This is a genomic window from Pseudomonas sp. Irchel 3A5 (assembly GCF_900187575.1).
GTDB classification, from domain to species: Bacteria; Pseudomonadota; Gammaproteobacteria; order Pseudomonadales; family Pseudomonadaceae; genus Aquipseudomonas; species Aquipseudomonas folii.
Genome location: NZ_FYDU01000007.1, coordinates 58,624 through 76,060, shown reverse-complemented (window position 1 = coordinate 76,060; position 17,437 = coordinate 58,624). Strand labels below are relative to the sequence as shown.

Sequence of the window (17,437 nt, the reverse complement as noted above, 5' to 3'; positions counted from 1 at the left end):
CCTGAAAGACGCTTAACCGAAGCTCTCAACCGAAGAAGCTCTGGCCGTTTTTGGCCATCTCACGCAGCTTCGCGGTCGGGTGGTACAAAGCGCCCAAATCAGCATATTGATCGGCCAGGGCAACGAAATCAGCGACACCAATGGAGTCGATGTAGCGCAACGCACCACCACGGAACGGAGGGAAACCGATACCGTAGATCAAGCCCATATCAGCCTCGGCGGCCGTTTCGACAATACCGTCTTCAAGGCAGCGTACGGTTTCCAGGCACAACGGGATCATCATCCAGTTGATGATGTCTTCGTCGGACACTTCACGCTGTTCGTAGATGATCGGCTTGAGGACTTCGAGCACCGCAGAGTCGGTAACCTTCTTCGGCTTGCCCTTCTTGTCGGTCTCGTAAGCGTAGAAACCTTTACCGTTCTTCTGGCCCAGGCGTTTCGTCTCATAAAGAGCATCGATAGCCGAACGGCGATCATCTTTCATGCGATCCGGGAAGCCTTCGGCCATGACGTCGCGACCGTGGTGGCCGGTGTCGATACCAACAACGTCCATCAGATACGCAGGGCCCATTGGCCAGCCGAATTTCTCCATCACTTTGTCGATGCGCACAAAATCCACACCGGCACTGATCAGTCGGGCGAAACCGCCGAAGTACGGGAACAGCACGCGGTTGACCAGGAAGCCCGGGCAATCGTTGACCACGATCGGGTTCTTGCCCATTTTCTTGGCATAGGCCACGGTGGTGGCTACTGCCAACTCACTGGACTTCTCGCCACGGATCACTTCCACCAGCGGCATCATGTGCACGGGGTTGAAGAAGTGCATGCCGACGAAGTTTTCCGGACGCTTGAGAGCTTTCGCCAGCAAGTTGATGGAAATGGTCGAGGTGTTGGAAGCCAGAATCGTGTCTTCGCCCACCTGGGCTTCGACTTCCGCCAATACCGCCTGTTTAACCTTCGGATTCTCGACGACAGCTTCGACCACGAGGTCGACGTTGCCGAAATCGCCGTAGGACAGCGTCGGACGAATCGCATTCAGCGCTTCGGCCATCTTGGCAGCAGTCAGACGGCCTTTTTCGACACGGTTGCCGAGCAATTTCGAGGCTTCGTTGAGACCCAACTGGATGGCGTCTTCACGAATGTCCTTCATCAGGATCGGTGTACCTTTGGAAGCCGACTGATAGGCAATGCCACCGCCCATGATGCCAGCGCCCAGTACCGCAGCCTGTTTCACGTCCTTGGCGGCCTCATCGTAAACCTTGGCTTTGCGTTTCAGCTCCTGATCGTTCAGGAACAAGCCAATCAGGCTCTGCGCAGCAGAGGTCTTGGCCATTTTGACAAAACCGGCAGCTTCGATTTCCAGCGCCTTGTCACGACCGAAGTTGGCAGCCTTCTGGATTGTCTTGATCGCTTCGACCGGGGCTGGATAGTTCGGACCCGCCTGACCGGCGACGAAACCCTTGGCGGTTTCGAATGCCATCATTTGCTCGATCGCGTTGAGCTTGAGCTTTTCCAGCTTTGGCTGGCGCTTGACCTTGTAATCGAACTCACCGGAAATGGCGCGTTTGATCAGATCCAGCGCAGCTTCCTGAAGTTTTTCAGGAGCGACCACTGCATCGACTGCACCCACTTTCAGGGCGTCTTCGGCGCGATTTTCCTTGCCGGAAGCAATCCACTCGACAGCGTTGTCGGCACCGACGATGCGCGGCAGACGTACCGTACCGCCAAAACCAGGATAGAGACCCAGTTTCACTTCAGGCAGACCGATTTTGGCGCTGCTGGACATCACCCGATAGTCTGCGGCGAGACACATCTCCAGACCGCCACCCAGGGCGATACCGTTGATGGCCACCACGGTCGGTACGCCAAGGTCTTCGAAATCGCTGAAAATCCGGTTGGCTTCCAGATTGCCCGCCAGCAGTTCTGCATCCGGCAACTTGAAGTTGTCGACGAACTCAGTGATATCGGCACCGACGATGAAAACGTCCTTGCCGCTGGTGACAACCACGCCCTTGATGGAGCCATCAGCCTTGATGGTATCCACAGCCTGACGAAGGTCGTTGAGGGTGAGACGGTTGAACTTGTTGACGGACTCACCCTTGAGGTCGAAATTCAATTCGACGATGCCGCTCTCAAGAGCCTTAACCGTGATGGCTTTACCTTCGTAAATCATCAACTGATCTCCACGATATGGAAGCTGAACAATACACACCGGACGCTGAAATCTGGCGCGGCTACGACGTTATCGTCGGTGAAACGCCAAATCTTCAGGCACACCCGTCGATGCGGTAGCCGGGATCTGTAAGAACTGTCTTACTACCAAACGCTCAATTCATACGCCCGTTTGATTTGGGTGCGCCTACCTTCATGCAAATCCTGCGGTTTGTCAATTCGACGAATCACCGACAAATGCGGGTCATCCCCTAAAGCATCGCACGTCTGGAACCCCTCAAGCCCAGCGTGATCAGCCTCTATTCACTGTGTTTATCGGGAAAAACCGAACCTATGTCCAGGCAGTTTTTGCACCACATAGGGTCACTCATAAAAATAATTAAGAGAAAGCGCGACAAATGAGAGCAAAGCGTCTACATTCAGCGCACGACAGCACGAGGTGAATTTTTCGGATTCGTCGAAGCTTGAGTCACTCGCTTTGGGCATTGCACCGCAAAGCGCTACAGAATTACCGGCCTGCCTGGCCAACCCGAGCCCGATGTTGTTATCGGGCTTTTTAATGCCTGAAATTTGATCCGGCGAACGTTACGCCAGCGCTTTCAGCACCGCAGCAATACGCTGCAACACCTCTGCCTCGCCCTTCTCGCCCCAATACAAAGTGATCATCTGCGGGGCTGCCTCGACCTTGTAGACGTCTGCCGGCAGGGTATTGAAATGCGTCAGCAACACAGCATCCTCACAGGGCTCACGCCACTGATTGAGCCAGACGCCGGCCTCAGCCTGCCAATACACCCACACGGACGGTTTGCTGCCGCGTCGGGGCCGATGATATTGCGCGCAGGGGCTTGGCGGCTCTTTGGCCAGCCAGTGCGGCCAGTCCTGCGCCGACAGCTGCATGGCAAGCCCCATGCGCCGGGCCTCCATACGCAGGGCCATTCTGCCGCCCTGCTGACGGGACGGCCGCAGCCACACTAATGGGCTGAGCATTACGCCAACGATTGACAGAATTATCCAGAACGTCATATTGCTTGCTGCCTTTTATCTGCTAACCCATTGATGAAGATAATGGCCTGCCCAGGTCGGGCTGAAAGAGCCATACTGAATACATCGCAACCTTAAGGAGGACTTCCTCATGAAGTATGAACACGTTCTGGTCGCCGTTGACCTGACTGACGAGTGCAACCCTGTCCTTTCCCGCGGTCGCGAAATTGCCGAGCGCAACGGGGCCAAACTGTCGCTGGTTCATATCGTCGAGCCGATGGCCATGGCCTTTGGCGGCGACGTGCCGATGGATCTTTCGCAACTTCAGCAGCAGCAGTTTGATCAAGCCAAGGAGAAGCTTGCTGCATTGAAGGCTCAGTATCCGGATACCCACATTGGTGAAGCTCATCTGGTTTATGGCCAGCCTCGCCAGGAAATCCACGAGCTGGCGATCAAGGAGAAATGCGACCTGATCGTCGTAGGCAGTCATGGCCGTCATGGCCTGGCATTGTTGCTTGGTTCAACAGCTAACGACGTACTGCATGGCGCACCTTGTGATGTACTCGCAGTTCGCCTGAAAAAGGCGGAGTGATTCAACAACAGGATTGATGCATTTGCTGTGGGAGCGGTGCTTGCCCGCGATAGTCTGTAAACCCAATCGCGGGCTAGCACCGCTCCCACATGAAAATCGTATCTACTCAGTGATTTATATTTTGTTTGCCAGTTGCGCCACCCAATAAAAAGCCCGGATCAGTGATCCGGGCTTTTTATTTGCCTTGAGTATCAGGCGTCAAGCTCGGCCCAGCGCTCCAGCAAACCGTCCAGTTCCGCCTGACGGTTTTCCAGTTGCGCCAGTACCGCAGCTGTTTGCTCGGCAGGACGCTGATAGAAACCAGGTTCGGCCATTTCGGCTGTCAGGGCAGCAATCTGCGCTTCGGTCTCGTCAATCTGCTCAGGCAGTGCTTCCAGCTCGCGCTGCAGCTTGTAGCTGAGTTTCTTCTTGGCGCTCGCCACGGGTATTTCCTTGGCCTCAACCGGCACAGCTTCAACCACTGCAGTGGCCAGTTCGGCCTTGCCCGACTTGGAGTCAGTCACACCCAGCAGTTTGGGTGAGCCGCCCTGACGCAGCCAGTCCTGATAACCACCGACGTACTCGCGGACCTTGCCTTCGCCTTCGAACACCAGGGTGCTGGTCACGACGTTGTCGAGGAATGCCCGGTCGTGACTTACCATCAGTACGGTGCCTTTGAAGGTCAACAGCACTTCTTCAAGCAGCTCCAGGGTTTCCACATCCAGATCGTTAGTCGGTTCGTCGAGGACCAGCAGGTTGGCGGGCTTGCTGAACAGCTTGGCAAGCAATAGACGCGCACGTTCACCGCCGGACAACGCCTTGACCGGTGTACGGGCACGTTGCGGGCTGAACAGGAAATCGCCCAGATAGCTCAATACGTGCCGACTCTGGCCATCGATGTCGATAAAGTCGCGACCTTCGGCGACGTTGTCGATAACGGTTTTCTCCAGGTCCAGTTGATGACGCAACTGGTCGAAGTACGCCACATCAAGACGCGTCCCCACCTCCACCGAGCCATTGGTTGGCTGCAGATTGTCGAGCATCAGCTTGAGCAACGTGGTCTTGCCGGTACCATTGGCACCCAGCAGACCAATGCGGTCTTCGCGCTGCAGGACCATGGAGAAATCCTTGATCAACATCGGGCCGCCCGGGTGAGCGAAGCTGACGTTGTCCAGAACCATAACCTGCTTGCCGGATTTGTCAGCCGTATCCAGCTGGATATTGGCCTTGCCGGTGCGTTCACGACGCTCGCCACGCTCAACGCGCAATGCCTTGAGGGCACGCACACGGCCTTCGTTACGGGTACGACGGGCCTTGATGCCCTGACGGATCCAGACTTCTTCCTGAGCCAGACGCTTGTCGAACAGCGCGTTGGCGGTTTCTTCTGCCGCCAGACTGGCTTCCTTGTGAACGAGGAAGCTGGCGTAATCGCCGTTCCAGTCGATCAGGCCACCGCGGTCCAGCTCGAGGATGCGGGTTGCAAGATTCTGCAGGAAGGAACGGTCGTGCGTAATAAACAGTACGGCGCCCTGAAATTCCTTGAGCGCGTCTTCCAGCCAGGCAATCGCGCCGATGTCCAGGTGGTTGGTTGGTTCGTCGAGCAGCAGCAGATCCGGCTCGGACACCAGCGCCTGGGCCAGCAACACACGACGACGCCAGCCACCGGACAACTCGGCGAGGGTCTTGTCGGCAGGCAATTGCAGGCGGCTCAGTGTGCTGTCGACCAGTTGCTGCAAGCGCCAGCCATCACGGGCTTCGAGGTCTTGTTGAACATGCATCAGCTTGTTCAGGTCGTCCTCGGTGACGCAGTTCTGCGCCAGGTGGTGATACTCGGCCAGCAAGGCGCCCACGCCGTCCAGACCTTCAGCAACCACGTCGAACACTGTCCGGTCGTCGGCTACTGGCAATTCCTGAGGCAATTCGCCGATTTTCAGGCCTGGCGCGCGCCAGACTGCGCCGTCATCAGGCTTTTGCACGCCTTTGACCAGCTTCAACATACTGGACTTGCCAGTACCGTTACGACCGATGATGCACACCCGCTCACCACGGGCGATCTGCCAGGATACCTTGTCCAACAACGGCATAGCGCCGAACGCAAGGGACACATCGCTGAATTTGAGCAGGGTCATGAGCTTCTCCAAAAACCGGGGGCGCATTCTACCTGAGATAGAAGCCATATGTCGGGTTTCAATGACAAGCGCGCTGCCGGGAATGCGCAACGACGCGCCTTGAGTCGTCCTCATTTGTTTCCAGTTGCGAACCCTCGGTCCGCAACGCTTTCAACCAGAGCTGGCAAAAGGCTAAGCTAGGGTTACTTTTCACGATTCATCTGCTCGGAAGTCTCATGCGCAGTCGCTTGTTCAGCCTTTTTTCCTGCATGCTCCTCACTGCTACTGCGGCTCAAACTGTTTTCGCCGCAGATCTCAATCAACAGCGCCAGTATTACGATGTGGCCAAAAGCGCGTTGGCCAAGGGCGATACCGGCCCCTATCGGGCCTATGCTGCGGCACTCGCGGATTATCCTCTCGAGCCTTATCTGGCTTACGACGAGCTCACTGCCCGCCTGAAGACTGCAAGCAATCCGGAAATCGAGAAGTTTCTCGCCGAGCACGGCGACCTGCCGCAAGCCAACTGGATGAAGTTGCGCTGGCTGCGCTGGCTTGCCGAACGAGGCGACTGGGCAACCTTCGTCAAGTATTACGACCCGAAGATGAATTTCGTGGAACTCGACTGCCTGTATGGTCAGTACTTGCTGGGACATGGCAAGAAAGCCGAGGGCTACGCCAGCGCCGAGAAGCTCTGGATGACCGGCAAAAGCTTGCCAGCCGCGTGTGACGGTTTCTTTGCCCAATGGGCCGCTGACGGTCAGCTTCCGGAGCAGAAACGCTGGCAGCGGGCCAAGCTCGCCGCTCAGGCAGGCAACTACCCGTTGGCAACCACACTGGTCAACAGCCTTAACAGCCTTGCGCCCCAGGGCAAGCTGCTGCTGGAAATTGCCAAAAAGCCGGAAATGCTCAACAACCCGGCACAGTTCGCTCCGGTCGATGAGGCGATGTCCGACGTGGTCGGCCTGGGCCTTCGCCGCCTGGCCAAGCAAGATCCGCAGAAAGCCATGGAGATGCTCGATGGCTATTCGTCCAGGATGCATTTCTCCCATGAGGAACAAGTGCAGATCGCCAAGGAAATCGGCCTTACCCTGGCACGCCGTTACGATGGTCGTGCTCTGGAGGTCATGACCAAATACGACCCGGACCTGCGCGATAACACAGTCACCGAATGGCGTCTGCGCCTGTTGCTGCGTCTCGGTCGTTGGGAAGATGCCTACGAACTCAGCCGTCGTCTGCCCAAAGACCTGGCCGACACAAATCGCTGGCGTTATTGGGAAGCCCGCTCGCTGGAGCTGGCTCAACCACACAGCCCGCTGATCCCGGCACTCTATAAAGATGTGGCCAAGGAGCGTGATTTCTATGGCTTCCTGGCGGCCGACCGGACCCAAAGCGCTTATCAGATCAATAACAAGCCGCTGGTGCTCAGCCAGGCATTGATCAACAAGGTTCGCAACACACCGGGCGTTCGTCGCGCACTGGAATTCCATGCCCGCGGGCAGATCGTGGACGGCCGTCGTGAGTGGTATCACGTCAGCCGCCACTTCAACCGTGATGAAATGGTTGCCCAGGCCAAACTGGCTTACGACCTGAAATGGTACTTCCCTGCCATTCGCACCATCAGCCAGGCGCAGTATTGGGACGATCTGGATATCCGCTTCCCGATGGCCCACCGCGATACCCTGGTCCGTGAAGCCAATGTGCGTGGCCTGCATTCCAGCTGGGTGTTTGCGATCACACGACAGGAAAGCGCCTTCATGGACGATGCCCGCTCCGGTGTTGGCGCCAGCGGCCTGATGCAACTGATGCCTGCCACCGCCAAGGAAACTGCGCGCAAATTCAGCATCCCGCTGGCTTCGCCACAGCAGGTACTGGACCCGGATAAAAATATCCAGCTGGGCGCAGCCTATCTGAGCCAGGTCCACGCCCAGTTCAATGGCAATCGGGTACTGGCTTCCGCTGCTTATAACGCAGGCCCCGGACGCGTAAGGCAGTGGCTCAAGGGTGCCAATCACCTGGCCTTTGATGTGTGGGTAGAAAGCATTCCGTTCGACGAAACCCGTCAGTACGTACAGAACGTCCTGTCCTACTCGGTGATCTACGGCCAGAAGCTCAATTCGCCACAACCGCTGGTGGACTGGCATGAGCGGTTCTTTGATGATTTGTAAGTAACCTGTGCAATACCCGATGCCAGTCAGCTCACCTGACTGGCATTTTTGTTTGTGATGCCGACTTCATTGCGCTGCAACAAAAGGCTGATCAACTGAAAGCTGTTTTTGGCTTGGCAATTTGGACCATTCCCGCATGACCTGTAGGAGTGAGCTTGCTCGCGATAGGGGGGAGATCTGTTGAGAGGATATCGCCTGACCTGACGCTATCGCGAGCAAGCTCACTCCTACAGTGATATGCATGATGGGATCGGTAACGACATCAACAGTCAAAGAACGACGCAACACTTGCCGGGCCAACCAGAGGCTGTTAAAGCTCTGCATCAGGTTTTGCAGGCTATGATCGACCTCATCGTCAATGATCACAAAAAAAGAAGGATTATCGAGACCATGCTGAAAGGAATTTCAAAAACGCTGCTCCTCAAGACGCCCTTGAGCAGCCTTCTGACCGGCAGCGTGCTGGCAGGCTTGATGATGGCCTCAGCGCCAGCTGTCTCGGCCGAACCGCCTGGCAAGGCCCTGAGCGCAAAAATCGGCTTGCCGTGGCCCGCAGTGATTGCCCACCGCGGCGCGTCCTATGACGCCCCCGAAGAAACCATTCCTGCCTACACAGTGGCGCGTGACCAAGGCGCGGACTATCTGGAAATGGATATTCAGCGCACCAAGGATGGTGTGTTGATCGCCCTGCACGACGACACCCTTGAGCGCACCACCAACATCGCGCAAGTTTTCCCCAAGCGGGTCAAAGACCCACTGAACACCTTTACTCTGGATGAGATCAAGCAACTGGATGCGGGCAGTTGGTTCAACAAGGCTCACCCTGATCGCGCGCGTGAGGCTTACGCCGGTCTGCAGATCCTGACGCTGGAGGAAGTAATTGATATCGCCGAAGGCGGCAAGAACAAGCCCGGTCTGTACATCGAAACCAAAGCGCCAAGCCAGTTTCCCGGTATCGAAGCGGACCTCAAGAAAGTACTCGCCAAGCGCGGCTGGCTCAACACCCGCCCCGCTGCTGCCGGTCATGTAAACGTCGCGCAGATGCCCGGCCGTGTTGTGCTGCAAACCTTCGAGAAGCCAAGCCTGGTGCTGTTGCAGAAAGAGATGCCGCAAGTGCCGAAGGTGCTGTTGCTATGGATCGGTAAAGGCTCCATCGAACCTGAATCCGATGTGGCTTTCGCAGACTCAGGTGCGAAAGACAAAGCCACGTATTACGGTGCCCAGAAGCCAAAAACCCAGGAAGAATTTGTCGCCTGGGTCGACTGGGCCAAGGCCCACGGCGCAATCGGTACAGGTCCGTCAGCGAAGCTCACCAACGGTGGCGACCAGAGCTACATGGACCTGGTCAAACCATGGATGAACAACGTGGCGCACGAAAGAGGCATGGTGGTACACCCGTACACCGTGGATGAGGAAGTTGACTTCAAACAAATCAGTCATGACGGCGTTGATGGCTTCTTCACCAACCGTACCTCGGAACTGCTGAAGTTCTATGGGCGTCCGGCCAAAGAAAGCCTGGATACCATCCTCAAGCGCAACGGTTACTGATCCGTCCCGGGGCTATTGCTCAAGAGCTCTCTCGCACTACCAGCTCAAACCCCAGGTCCACCTGGGGTTTCTGCGCGACACCATCGATCAGCCCCAACAGCAATTGAGCGGCACGCTGCCCGACTTCTTCACGGGGTGTGCGAATCGAGGTCAGCCGCGGGACCATATGCGCCGAACCGGGCAGATCATTGAAGCCCACCAGAGACACCTGCTGCGGAATCTCGATACCACGACGCAACGCTTCAAGCGCTGCGCCTTGTGCAAGGTCATCGTTGCAGAAAAACACACCATCCACGTCCGGATGCTGCGTCATCAACTGCATGAACAACTCACCTCCCAGACCGATGGAAGACGGTTGCGGCGTCATCACTTGCAGGGTTGGATCGTAAAGCCCCTGCTCTTCCAGCACCTGACGAAAGCCTTCGCCTCGCTGCATGACGCGCGGGTCGAGTTGCGCGGCGATGTACGCCAGCCGTTTACGTCCGCGGCCCAGTAAATGACGCGCCGCCTCGGCACCGGCCTGAATCTGCGAGAACCCTACGCAATACGCGCCGCGCACAGTGTCCAGCTCCATCATGTGCACGCAAGGCACGCCGCTCGCGGCCAACAGTTGACGCAGTGCAGGAGTGTGATCGAAACCGGTGAGCAGCAACCCGCGGGGTCGATTCACCAGGTGGTTGCGCAGCAGGTTCTCTTCTTCTTCGGGGGAGTAATGGTAGTTACCGATCACCACGTCCAGGCCACGGGTGCGCAGTACGTTCTGAATCGCTTCCAGTGTCTCGATAAACAGCTGGTTCGATAATGACGGCACCAGCACCACGACGGTCTGGCTCTGGGACGACGCCAGCGCCCGCGCCGCCGGGTTGGCGACATAGCCCAGGGCAAGTGCCGCAGCGCGGACCCTTTCCACTGACTCCGGGGTTACGGTACTGACACCCCGCAGCGCGCGGGAGGCAGTGATGGGTGAAACACCCGCCTGACGAGCCACTTCATTCAGGGTAGGACGACCAGTAGAGCGGGAACCATTGCGTGTCATGCGTTGCCAACTACACAGGGATAAACATCGGGGGTTGCCAAAGGCGGTGGATGGGCTCTAAGGTAGCGCTGTCTCGTGGACCCTGCCAATGCTTTCAGTCATTTTGTTGACTTCGAGTACAGTCCGATGAAGACCGATTCATTCAAAACAATGACAAGAACTGGAACCAGCTCTTGCTGTACTTATGTCCAAGCTGACAAAGACAGCGCTGTCTCCAGCTAAGGTGGCCTACTGTGACAACTGCGAACTCTGCTATTTCCGCTCTGGTGATCATGGGCGTTTCGGGCTGCGGCAAGAGCGCCGTCGGTGCCGAGATTGCCGCCAAGAGCGGAGGCCGCCTGATCGAAGGCGACGCCTTTCATCCCCCCGCCAACATCAAGAAGATGAGCGACGGCCACCCACTCAACGACGAAGACCGAGCAGGCTGGCTCGAAACGCTGGGTAAAGAAATGGCCGCAGCGTTGAGTAATGGCGAACAACCCGTCCTCACTTGCTCATCTCTGAAACTGATTTATCGCGAACGCCTGCGCAACGCTGTGCCTGGTCTAGGCTTTGTATTTCTGGAACTGACCAAGGAGGTGGCGGTTGATCGCTGCTCCCATCGCCCCGGTCACTTCATGCCAGCCAGCCTGGTTGACAGCCAGTTCGCAACGCTGGAACCACCTTACGGTGAAGATCGTACTTTGGTCGTGGATGCTGGTAATGCGTCTATAGACGAGATCAGCACTCAAGCAGCGAACTGGTGGAAAGCGTCGAAAGCCAGCTAAAGGCGTGGGCGCGAAAGACAGCGCTGTCTTGCACATAAATGTGCTGAAAATGTGGAACGACAGCGTTTAGCCGTAGCTCCATAAACAATAAAGATAACCGGAGAGACATCTATGTTCGGTATGACACACGAGACGTACCTGTTGGTCGACGCGGTGGTTACCATCATCGGCTTGATCCTGCTGATCACCAAATTCAAGGTCCACCCTTTCGTCGCACTGACGATTGCCGCAGGCTTCCTTGGCCTGACGTCCGGCATGCCGGTGGAAAAAGTCATGAAAGCCTTCCAGGACGGCTTCGGCGGCGTGCTGGGTTTCGTCGGTATCATCCTCGGCCTGGGCACCATGCTCGGCAAACTGATGGCCGATTCCGGTGGTGCTGATCAGATCGCGCAGACGCTGATCCGCTCGTTCGGCAAGCAGCGCGTGCATTGGGCGATGATGTTTGCTGCCTTTCTGGTAGGCATCCCGCTGTTCTTCGAGATCGGCTTCGTTCTGTTGATTCCGCTGGTGTACATCGTTGCTCGTCGTACCGGCGTGTCCATCGTCAAGATCGGCATCCCGTTGCTGGCCGGTCTTTCTGCCGTTCACGGTCTGGTACCGCCACACCCGGGGCCGCTGTTGGCCATCGGGATCTTCGGCGCTGATATTGGCAAGACTATTTTCTACGGCCTGTTGGTGGCGTTGCCTACTGCAATCATTGCCGGTCCTATCTATGGCAAGTGGATTTCCAAATACGTACCGGGCACCCCGTCGCAGGAGTTGATGGAGCAGATCGGTAAAGAGTCGAGCGCGACCAACTTACCAAGTTTTGGCATCACGCTGGTCACCATCCTGCTGCCCGTGTTCCTGATGCTGCTCAAGACCTTCGCTGATGTGGTGCTGCCTGAAGGCAATAGCTTCCGCATCTGGATGGACTTCATCGGCCACCCGATCACCGCCCTGCTCGCGGCCTTGCTGCTAGCCTTTTACACCTTCGGTTCAGCGCGTGGTTTTGATCGCACTAAAATCATGAAATTGCTGGATCAAAGCCTGACGCCAGTAGCCGCTATCGTACTGATCGTAGGTGCGGGCGGTGGCTTCAAGCAGATGCTGGTAGCCAGCGGCGTGGGCGACCTGATCGGTAACATGGCAGTGCAGGCGCAGATCAACCCGATCATGCTGGCCTGGCTGGTCGCTGCAGTGATTCGTATTGCGACGGGTTCGGCGACGGTGGCGACGATTACCGGTGCGGGCATCGTGGCGCCGGTGATTGGTCTGATCCCAGGCGTTAACCGTGAGTTGCTGGTGTTGGCGACGGGTGCAGGTTCGTTGATTCTGTCCCATGTAAACGACGCAGGTTTCTGGCTGGTGAAGCAGTACTTCAATATGACAGTGGCAGAGACGTTCAAAACCTGGACCGTCATGGAAACCATTCTGTCGGTGGTCGGTTTGATCTTCATCCTGCTGTTGTCGATGGTGATTTGATCCTGGCCGATTGGATTTCACATCCCGTGGCAACAACAAAATAACGGACCAGCCTTCTCTGGTTTCGCCCTAATGGTTGCCCCCTTTGTTTCGGCAAAGGGGGGCAAACCATTTATCGCTGACGTACGGCCCCGGCTCCGCAGGGGTTCCTTCATTCCGGTGCCATGATGTAGACACGCCGACGGCCACCCATGGCCCAATGGCGCTCGCCTCGCATCGTCTGCACTATCGCGACTAACAACCCAGTCCAATCTTTGAACATTGCTCACGCGGAGCAGCGACGATGCCGGGCACTTCAAACCCGCTCTGCCCACGTTTACTTTTCGTGGAGCCCAGTCACGTTATCCGACGCAAATCCCTTCTCAAGATCAGACCCATCCGACCTGCCTGTCCCTGCAGTCCTACGAGCCTAGTGGCGATTTCGATCAATATTTTCAGAAGAGTCCAGCGTATCTCTTGAGTTACGCCTACGCTGAAAAGCGATCAGGGATGTATCGTGGCACAGCGTGATGTATTACATGAAAATGCTGCCGGATAAGTACGTGTTTCACGCTCTGTAAAGAAAGGTGTCCGGCAGAGCAGCTAAATACGGGCTTTTGCTATCAAAAACAGGCAGAATTGGCGCGCTCATCGGGCCGGGAACCGGTTTTGATGACAGAAAAATGTACCGAGGGAATTAAATTCGCACCTGTAACGTCATATTGATGGACGCATTTGGATGTACTCGGCAACTATTACCACGCAAAGGCACACGCCAGCCTCCTGCTGAGAGGCCATCAAGGAAACGATTATGTTGATACTCACCCGCAAAGTAGGCGAAAGCATAAACATTGGTGACGAGATTACCGTCACGATTCTGGGCGTTCAGGGCCTTCAGGTACGCCTGGGCATCAACGCACCGAAAAATGTTTCTGTGCATCGCGAAGAAATCTACAAACGCATTCAGGCAGAACTTGCCCCGAACCAAGACCCACAATGATCTGATCGTTACCTCCCCCGCATTCAAACCGACCCGCCTGAAATCGGGCGAGTGGGCCACGGCGTCTCCGGACGCCGTTTTTTATATCTGGTTTATTTGCAGCCTTCCCCTTCGACGCCACACAACCGCCTGGCGTATGGCTATTTGCCGCTGACGACCACTTGTCCGCCAACCAGAACTCCTGCTGAAAAACCTCACTCAACCTCATGCACACAGGATCGTTGCAAAGCCCGTAGTCAGTAGTGAGCCAAGCACGCTCTTCATTTTCATGAATAGCAATGACGGTGACTAACATGGACACAACGTCGCAAAATCCGGCCGGCTCCACTGACCAGAACAACGACCCGCCGCAGGATCATCTGCACAACCTGCAAGAAGATGCATTGGCAGCCGTTGCCAGCGCCAAAGAGCATGGCTCGGCTCAGTTCGAGCAGTATCGCGACACCGCCGTAGACCAGATTGAAAACCTCGCCCACAGCGCACAATCGGCTGCCGAACAAATGGAGGGCGGTGACACGCTGGGGCTGTCTCATTACGTCACCGACCTCGCCCAGAACATGACCACGCTGGCCGGTAATCTGCGCGGCAAAAGCATTGATGAACTGCTGCAACAGGCAGGCAAACTGGCTCGGGATAATCCGGCCCTGTTTGTCACCGGCAGCGTGGCGCTAGGCTTTGGTCTGTCACGATTCCTCAAGGCATCGAATCCAGATCAGCGCCCAGCTGAAGCCAAGACACCCAATCCGGTTCAGCCGTCCACCGAGTCACCAGGTATACGCCCCGTAAGGCCAGATGATGAATTGGGTAGCAATTACCAGTCAGCGTCGAGCCCGATTGTTGAGGCAGACCATGTCCCTCCCGTCACCCATGCGCACATGGGCGATGTTTATCACAGCGGCAGGCCCGGCATCGTCGATCGCAGTACGACGCCTGATGCGACAGGCTCATCGGTACCGGGCGGGCCGGGAAGTCTGTTCGATAGCGACTTGCCTGCTAATGCGCAACACAAAGAAGGCCTGTCACGAGGAGATGTGTCATGAGCATGTCTCCCAATACACCGCCGGAAGGCGATACCTCAGCGTTGGGCCTGATTCGCCAGTTGGCGCATGAAGTTCCGGCCTTGCTCAGCAAGGAACTGGCACTGGCCAAAGCGGAAGCCAGAGAGTCCATCGCAGCCGCAAAAGCCGGCGTCGCAGCCGTAAGTGGCGGCGCAGTAGTGATGCTGGCCGGTTTGGTCATAGTGCTGCTGGCGGCGGTTTATGCTTTGGCCAATATCATGCAGCCATGGCTTGCCGCCTTGATCGTCGGGGGGATCGCCATGGTCATCGGCTTCATCATGATCCAGTCCGGCAAAAAACAATTCGATGCGTCAAATCTGACACCAGAGCGCACCGTCAACTCCCTGCAAAAAGACAAGGACGCTATCCAGAGGAAAGTCTCATGAGCATCGACAGCACTTTCGACACACCGGAAAGCTTCGACAACGATTCGTACAAAAGCCCGGAAACCCTGGAGCGGGAAATCGACGCACAGCGTTCCAGCATCGGCAACATCGTAGATGCACTGGAGGGCAAATTCTCCCCCGGCCAATTGCTGGACCAGGCGTTGAGCTATGGCAAAGGAACCGGCGGTGAGTTTTTCAGTAATCTGGGCAATACGGTGAAGACCAATCCACTGCCAACGGTACTGACCTCGGTCGGGCTGTTGTGGTTGATGATGGGGCAAAATCGCAGCCCATCGCCGTCTACCGCTTCGTCAAGCCCAGGCCCTCTGGGAGAGCGAATCAGCGACATGGCCCACAGCGTGGCGGACACGTTTGGTAGCGCCAAATCCAGAATCGAGGAAACCGCGCAACGCATGAAAGAAAAAGCCGGGCAGGTATCTGACGACGTCAGTGAAAAACTTTCCGCCACTGGGGAGCGCTTGAACAAAGGCAGCCACGACGCTACTGCCTCCCTGCATCAACAAACCCGCAACGTGCAATCAAGCCTCACTTATATGCTGCGTGAACAGCCTTTGGCGCTGGCCGCTATCGGTATAGCGCTAGGCGCGGCCCTGGGTGCGGCACTCCCTTCGTCCAAGCGGGAAAACCAGATGATGGGCCAGGCCAGCGACACCCTGACGGAGAAGGTCAAACAGACCGCCACCGAAGGCTACGAAAAGGTCGCGCAGGAAGCGAAAGGCGTGGTCGATGAGGTGAAATCAGCGGCGCCTGGCAGCACGGCTCAGCAGGGTACGACGGTGGATATGTCTTCCGGGCTGGGTTAGTCAACACTTGCATCGCCTGTATCGCGGGCAAGCCCGCGGTACAAGCTTCTTGGTCTCACTCTGGAGACTCAACCCGCTGAACAATCCTGTCCTTGATCAGCAGCCTTTTTTCCTTGAGTTTTTTCAACTCGTCATCACCAATCCCCCCTGCAGGGCCAGACTCCGCGGCCAAGACCTCGCTATCAATCCGAGCATAATCATCCAGCAAGTGATTGAGCTTGCTATCCGCCTTCCGGCGCTCGGCCACTTGCTCACAAGTAAGCTTCAGATCCGCGTATAAATCGTGCTTGACCGGCATGGAACACCTCTTTGACTGCAATGACTCATTGGCGAACGTTCGCCCTTTCTACTTCAACGCTATGCCTGCTCACGCAAGCGGCGTACTTCGTAAGCCTTCAAATGGGTATACGCAAAACCCAGAACAGATGACGTCGACGTCGGCCCCTGAGCATCCCGGCGCAGCAGTAGATCACCCAATACATGCTCTGCCTCTATCGATTCGCCCCGCTCCATGTCGCGTAACATCGACGCGCTCAGCTTCGATCCAGGGGCGGTCAACATACTCAAGTAACGCTGACGAACCGCCTCATCCAACGGGCGGCCCTGCTCCGCAGCGATGCTGCAACACTCTGCAAACAACTTCACCACCAGCGGCAACCCCTGCGCCTCAAGAACATCCCCCAGGCTGGCGCGCATCGCGCACGTGATTCCGGCGAGGGTTGCGATGAAACACCATTTGTCCCACATGTCCTGAACAATGTGCTGGCTGAAATTCGCTTCGAAACCCGCATCAGCCAAGGCTTCGGCAACTCGTAAAATACGAGGCGTCGATGCGCCATTGAGCTCACCGAACGACAACTGATGCCGGTCATTGAGATGCAGAATGGTGCCCAGGGTGCTGCGATCCACGGAGATCAGACACTGACCGCCCAACACATTGGTGCTGTCGAACCGCTCCGTAAGACGGGTCAGATGCACCATGCCATTCAGCAATGGCAGGATCGCAGTGTCAGGCCCAACCGCCGCCGCAAAGGCGTCCATCGCAGAGTCCAGATCATAGGCTTTACAGCTCAGAACAATCAGATCATAAGGACCGTCGAGCATGTTACTTAGCACGCACGGCGGTGACGGGTACAGAATATTGCCTTGGGGGCTACGGATAATCAGGCCATCGCGTTGCAACTCATCGGCCCGGCCCGGACGCACGAGGAATGAAACGTCACGCCCCGCTTCCAGGAGTCGCCCACCAAAATAACCACCAATGGCTCCCGCCCCAACGATCAAAATGCGCATTGATATCGACCTCCCGTGACGCTATCGCACGCCGACAACCAGACTCACCCCGGCGGACTCACAGCGCGGTTAAACGTTGAGCGTAGAA

Annotated in this window: 15 protein-coding genes; 9 read left to right on the top strand and 6 right to left on the bottom strand. The window is 56.7% G+C overall.

The features are described 5' to 3' along the window. Positions 1-25 precede the first annotated feature (25 nt). Both fadB and CKW31_RS13040 read right to left on the bottom strand, forming a co-directional pair. Entirely contained in the window at positions 26-2,173 is a 2,148-nt protein-coding gene (gene fadB, locus CKW31_RS13045; RefSeq protein WP_095095380.1) for a fatty acid oxidation complex subunit alpha FadB, read from the bottom strand. Between the two features lie 584 nt (positions 2,174-2,757). After that, positions 2,758-3,195, bottom strand: a complete 438-nt coding sequence (locus CKW31_RS13040) for a hypothetical protein (protein ID WP_095095377.1) — start codon at positions 3,193-3,195, stop codon at positions 2,758-2,760. 109 nt (positions 3,196-3,304) lie between these two features. Here CKW31_RS13040 and CKW31_RS13035 point away from each other — a divergent pair, with 109 nt between their 5' ends. Continuing rightward, positions 3,305-3,745 carry a universal stress protein gene (locus CKW31_RS13035; protein WP_095095373.1) on the top strand — a complete coding sequence of 147 codons (441 nt, stop codon included), beginning with the start codon at positions 3,305-3,307 and terminating at the stop codon, positions 3,743-3,745. Between the two features lie 191 nt (positions 3,746-3,936). Here CKW31_RS13035 and CKW31_RS13030 read toward each other — a convergent pair whose 3' ends face one another. Next, positions 3,937-5,853 carry an ATP-binding cassette domain-containing protein gene (locus CKW31_RS13030; RefSeq protein ID WP_095095369.1) on the bottom strand — a complete coding sequence of 639 codons (1,917 nt, stop codon included), beginning with the start codon at positions 5,851-5,853 and terminating at the stop codon, positions 3,937-3,939. Between the two features lie 215 nt (positions 5,854-6,068). Here CKW31_RS13030 and CKW31_RS13025 point away from each other — a divergent pair, with 215 nt between their 5' ends. Together CKW31_RS13025 and CKW31_RS13020 are read left to right on the top strand one after the other, a co-directional pair. After that, positions 6,069-7,997 carry a transglycosylase SLT domain-containing protein gene (locus CKW31_RS13025; protein WP_095095367.1) on the top strand — a complete coding sequence of 643 codons (1,929 nt, stop codon included), beginning with the start codon at positions 6,069-6,071 and terminating at the stop codon, positions 7,995-7,997. Between the two features lie 393 nt (positions 7,998-8,390). After that, entirely contained in the window at positions 8,391-9,542 is a 1,152-nt protein-coding gene (locus CKW31_RS13020; RefSeq protein WP_176469883.1) for a glycerophosphodiester phosphodiesterase, read from the top strand. A 19-nt stretch (positions 9,543-9,561) separates the two neighbouring features. On the opposite strand, the gene CKW31_RS13015 is transcribed toward CKW31_RS13020, so the two are convergent. Next, entirely contained in the window at positions 9,562-10,578 is a 1,017-nt protein-coding gene (locus tag CKW31_RS13015; protein ID WP_095095365.1) for a LacI family DNA-binding transcriptional regulator, read from the bottom strand. Positions 10,579-10,850: 272 nt separating this feature from the next. On the opposite strand from CKW31_RS13015, the gene CKW31_RS13010 reads away from it, so the two are divergent. The 6 genes from CKW31_RS13010 (at position 10,851) to CKW31_RS12985 (ending at position 16,056) form a co-directional block, all read left to right on the top strand. Beyond that, positions 10,851-11,345 (top strand): gluconokinase, encoded by a 495-nt coding sequence (locus CKW31_RS13010; RefSeq protein WP_027898328.1) that lies wholly within the window; start codon positions 10,851-10,853, stop codon positions 11,343-11,345. Between the two features lie 111 nt (positions 11,346-11,456). Beyond that, positions 11,457-12,809: a GntP family permease gene (locus CKW31_RS13005; protein WP_095095363.1), complete on the top strand. Its 1,353-nt coding sequence runs from the start codon at positions 11,457-11,459 to the stop codon at positions 12,807-12,809. A gap of 790 nt (positions 12,810-13,599) precedes the next feature. Further along, the gene (gene csrA, locus CKW31_RS13000) at positions 13,600-13,788 is read left to right on the top strand and encodes a carbon storage regulator CsrA (protein WP_002554157.1); all 189 of its coding nucleotides are present in this window, start codon (positions 13,600-13,602) and stop codon (positions 13,786-13,788) included. Between the two features lie 293 nt (positions 13,789-14,081). Beyond that, positions 14,082-14,828, top strand: a complete 747-nt coding sequence (locus CKW31_RS12995) for a hypothetical protein (RefSeq protein WP_141230151.1) — start codon at positions 14,082-14,084, stop codon at positions 14,826-14,828. Continuing rightward, on the top strand, positions 14,825-15,232 hold the full coding sequence (locus CKW31_RS12990; protein ID WP_095095359.1) for a phage holin family protein: 408 nt from the start codon (positions 14,825-14,827) through the stop codon (positions 15,230-15,232). The genes CKW31_RS12995 and CKW31_RS12990 overlap by 4 nt, the downstream gene beginning before the upstream one ends. Beyond that, positions 15,229-16,056, top strand: a complete 828-nt coding sequence (locus CKW31_RS12985; protein ID WP_095095357.1) for a DUF3618 domain-containing protein — start codon at positions 15,229-15,231, stop codon at positions 16,054-16,056. The genes CKW31_RS12990 and CKW31_RS12985 overlap by 4 nt, the downstream gene beginning before the upstream one ends. Positions 16,057-16,111: 55 nt before the next feature. On the opposite strand, the gene CKW31_RS12980 is transcribed toward CKW31_RS12985, so the two are convergent. Further along, positions 16,112-16,354 (bottom strand): DUF465 domain-containing protein, encoded by a 243-nt coding sequence (locus CKW31_RS12980; protein WP_095095355.1) that lies wholly within the window; start codon positions 16,352-16,354, stop codon positions 16,112-16,114. A 59-nt stretch (positions 16,355-16,413) separates the two neighbouring features. Next, positions 16,414-17,349 (bottom strand): ketopantoate reductase family protein, encoded by a 936-nt coding sequence (locus tag CKW31_RS12975; RefSeq protein ID WP_095095353.1) that lies wholly within the window; start codon positions 17,347-17,349, stop codon positions 16,414-16,416. Positions 17,350-17,437 lie beyond the last annotated feature (88 nt).

What these genes read in the sequence shown, in the direction of transcription:
- CKW31_RS13035 (WP_095095373.1), top strand. Translation starts at nt 3,305, where the DNA reads ATGAAGTATGAACACGTTCTGGTCGCCGTTGACCTGACTGACGAGTGC.
- CKW31_RS13040 (WP_095095377.1), bottom strand. Translation starts at nt 3,195, where the DNA reads ATGACGTTCTGGATAATTCTGTCAATCGTTGGCGTAATGCTCAGCCCA.
- CKW31_RS13015 (WP_095095365.1), bottom strand. Translation starts at nt 10,578, where the DNA reads ATGACACGCAATGGTTCCCGCTCTACTGGTCGTCCTACCCTGAATGAA.
- CKW31_RS12980 (WP_095095355.1), bottom strand. Translation starts at nt 16,354, where the DNA reads ATGCCGGTCAAGCACGATTTATACGCGGATCTGAAGCTTACTTGTGAG.
- CKW31_RS13005 (WP_095095363.1), top strand. Translation starts at nt 11,457, where the DNA reads ATGTTCGGTATGACACACGAGACGTACCTGTTGGTCGACGCGGTGGTT.
- CKW31_RS13030 (WP_095095369.1), bottom strand. Translation starts at nt 5,853, where the DNA reads ATGACCCTGCTCAAATTCAGCGATGTGTCCCTTGCGTTCGGCGCTATG.
- CKW31_RS12995 (WP_141230151.1), top strand. Translation starts at nt 14,082, where the DNA reads ATGGACACAACGTCGCAAAATCCGGCCGGCTCCACTGACCAGAACAAC.
- csrA (WP_002554157.1), top strand. Translation starts at nt 13,600, where the DNA reads ATGTTGATACTCACCCGCAAAGTAGGCGAAAGCATAAACATTGGTGAC.
- CKW31_RS12975 (WP_095095353.1), bottom strand. Translation starts at nt 17,349, where the DNA reads ATGCGCATTTTGATCGTTGGGGCGGGAGCCATTGGTGGTTATTTTGGT.
- fadB (WP_095095380.1), bottom strand. Translation starts at nt 2,173, where the DNA reads ATGATTTACGAAGGTAAAGCCATCACGGTTAAGGCTCTTGAGAGCGGC.
- CKW31_RS13010 (WP_027898328.1), top strand. Translation starts at nt 10,851, where the DNA reads ATGGGCGTTTCGGGCTGCGGCAAGAGCGCCGTCGGTGCCGAGATTGCC.
- CKW31_RS13025 (WP_095095367.1), top strand. Translation starts at nt 6,069, where the DNA reads ATGCGCAGTCGCTTGTTCAGCCTTTTTTCCTGCATGCTCCTCACTGCT.
- CKW31_RS12985 (WP_095095357.1), top strand. Translation starts at nt 15,229, where the DNA reads ATGAGCATCGACAGCACTTTCGACACACCGGAAAGCTTCGACAACGAT.
- CKW31_RS12990 (WP_095095359.1), top strand. Translation starts at nt 14,825, where the DNA reads ATGAGCATGTCTCCCAATACACCGCCGGAAGGCGATACCTCAGCGTTG.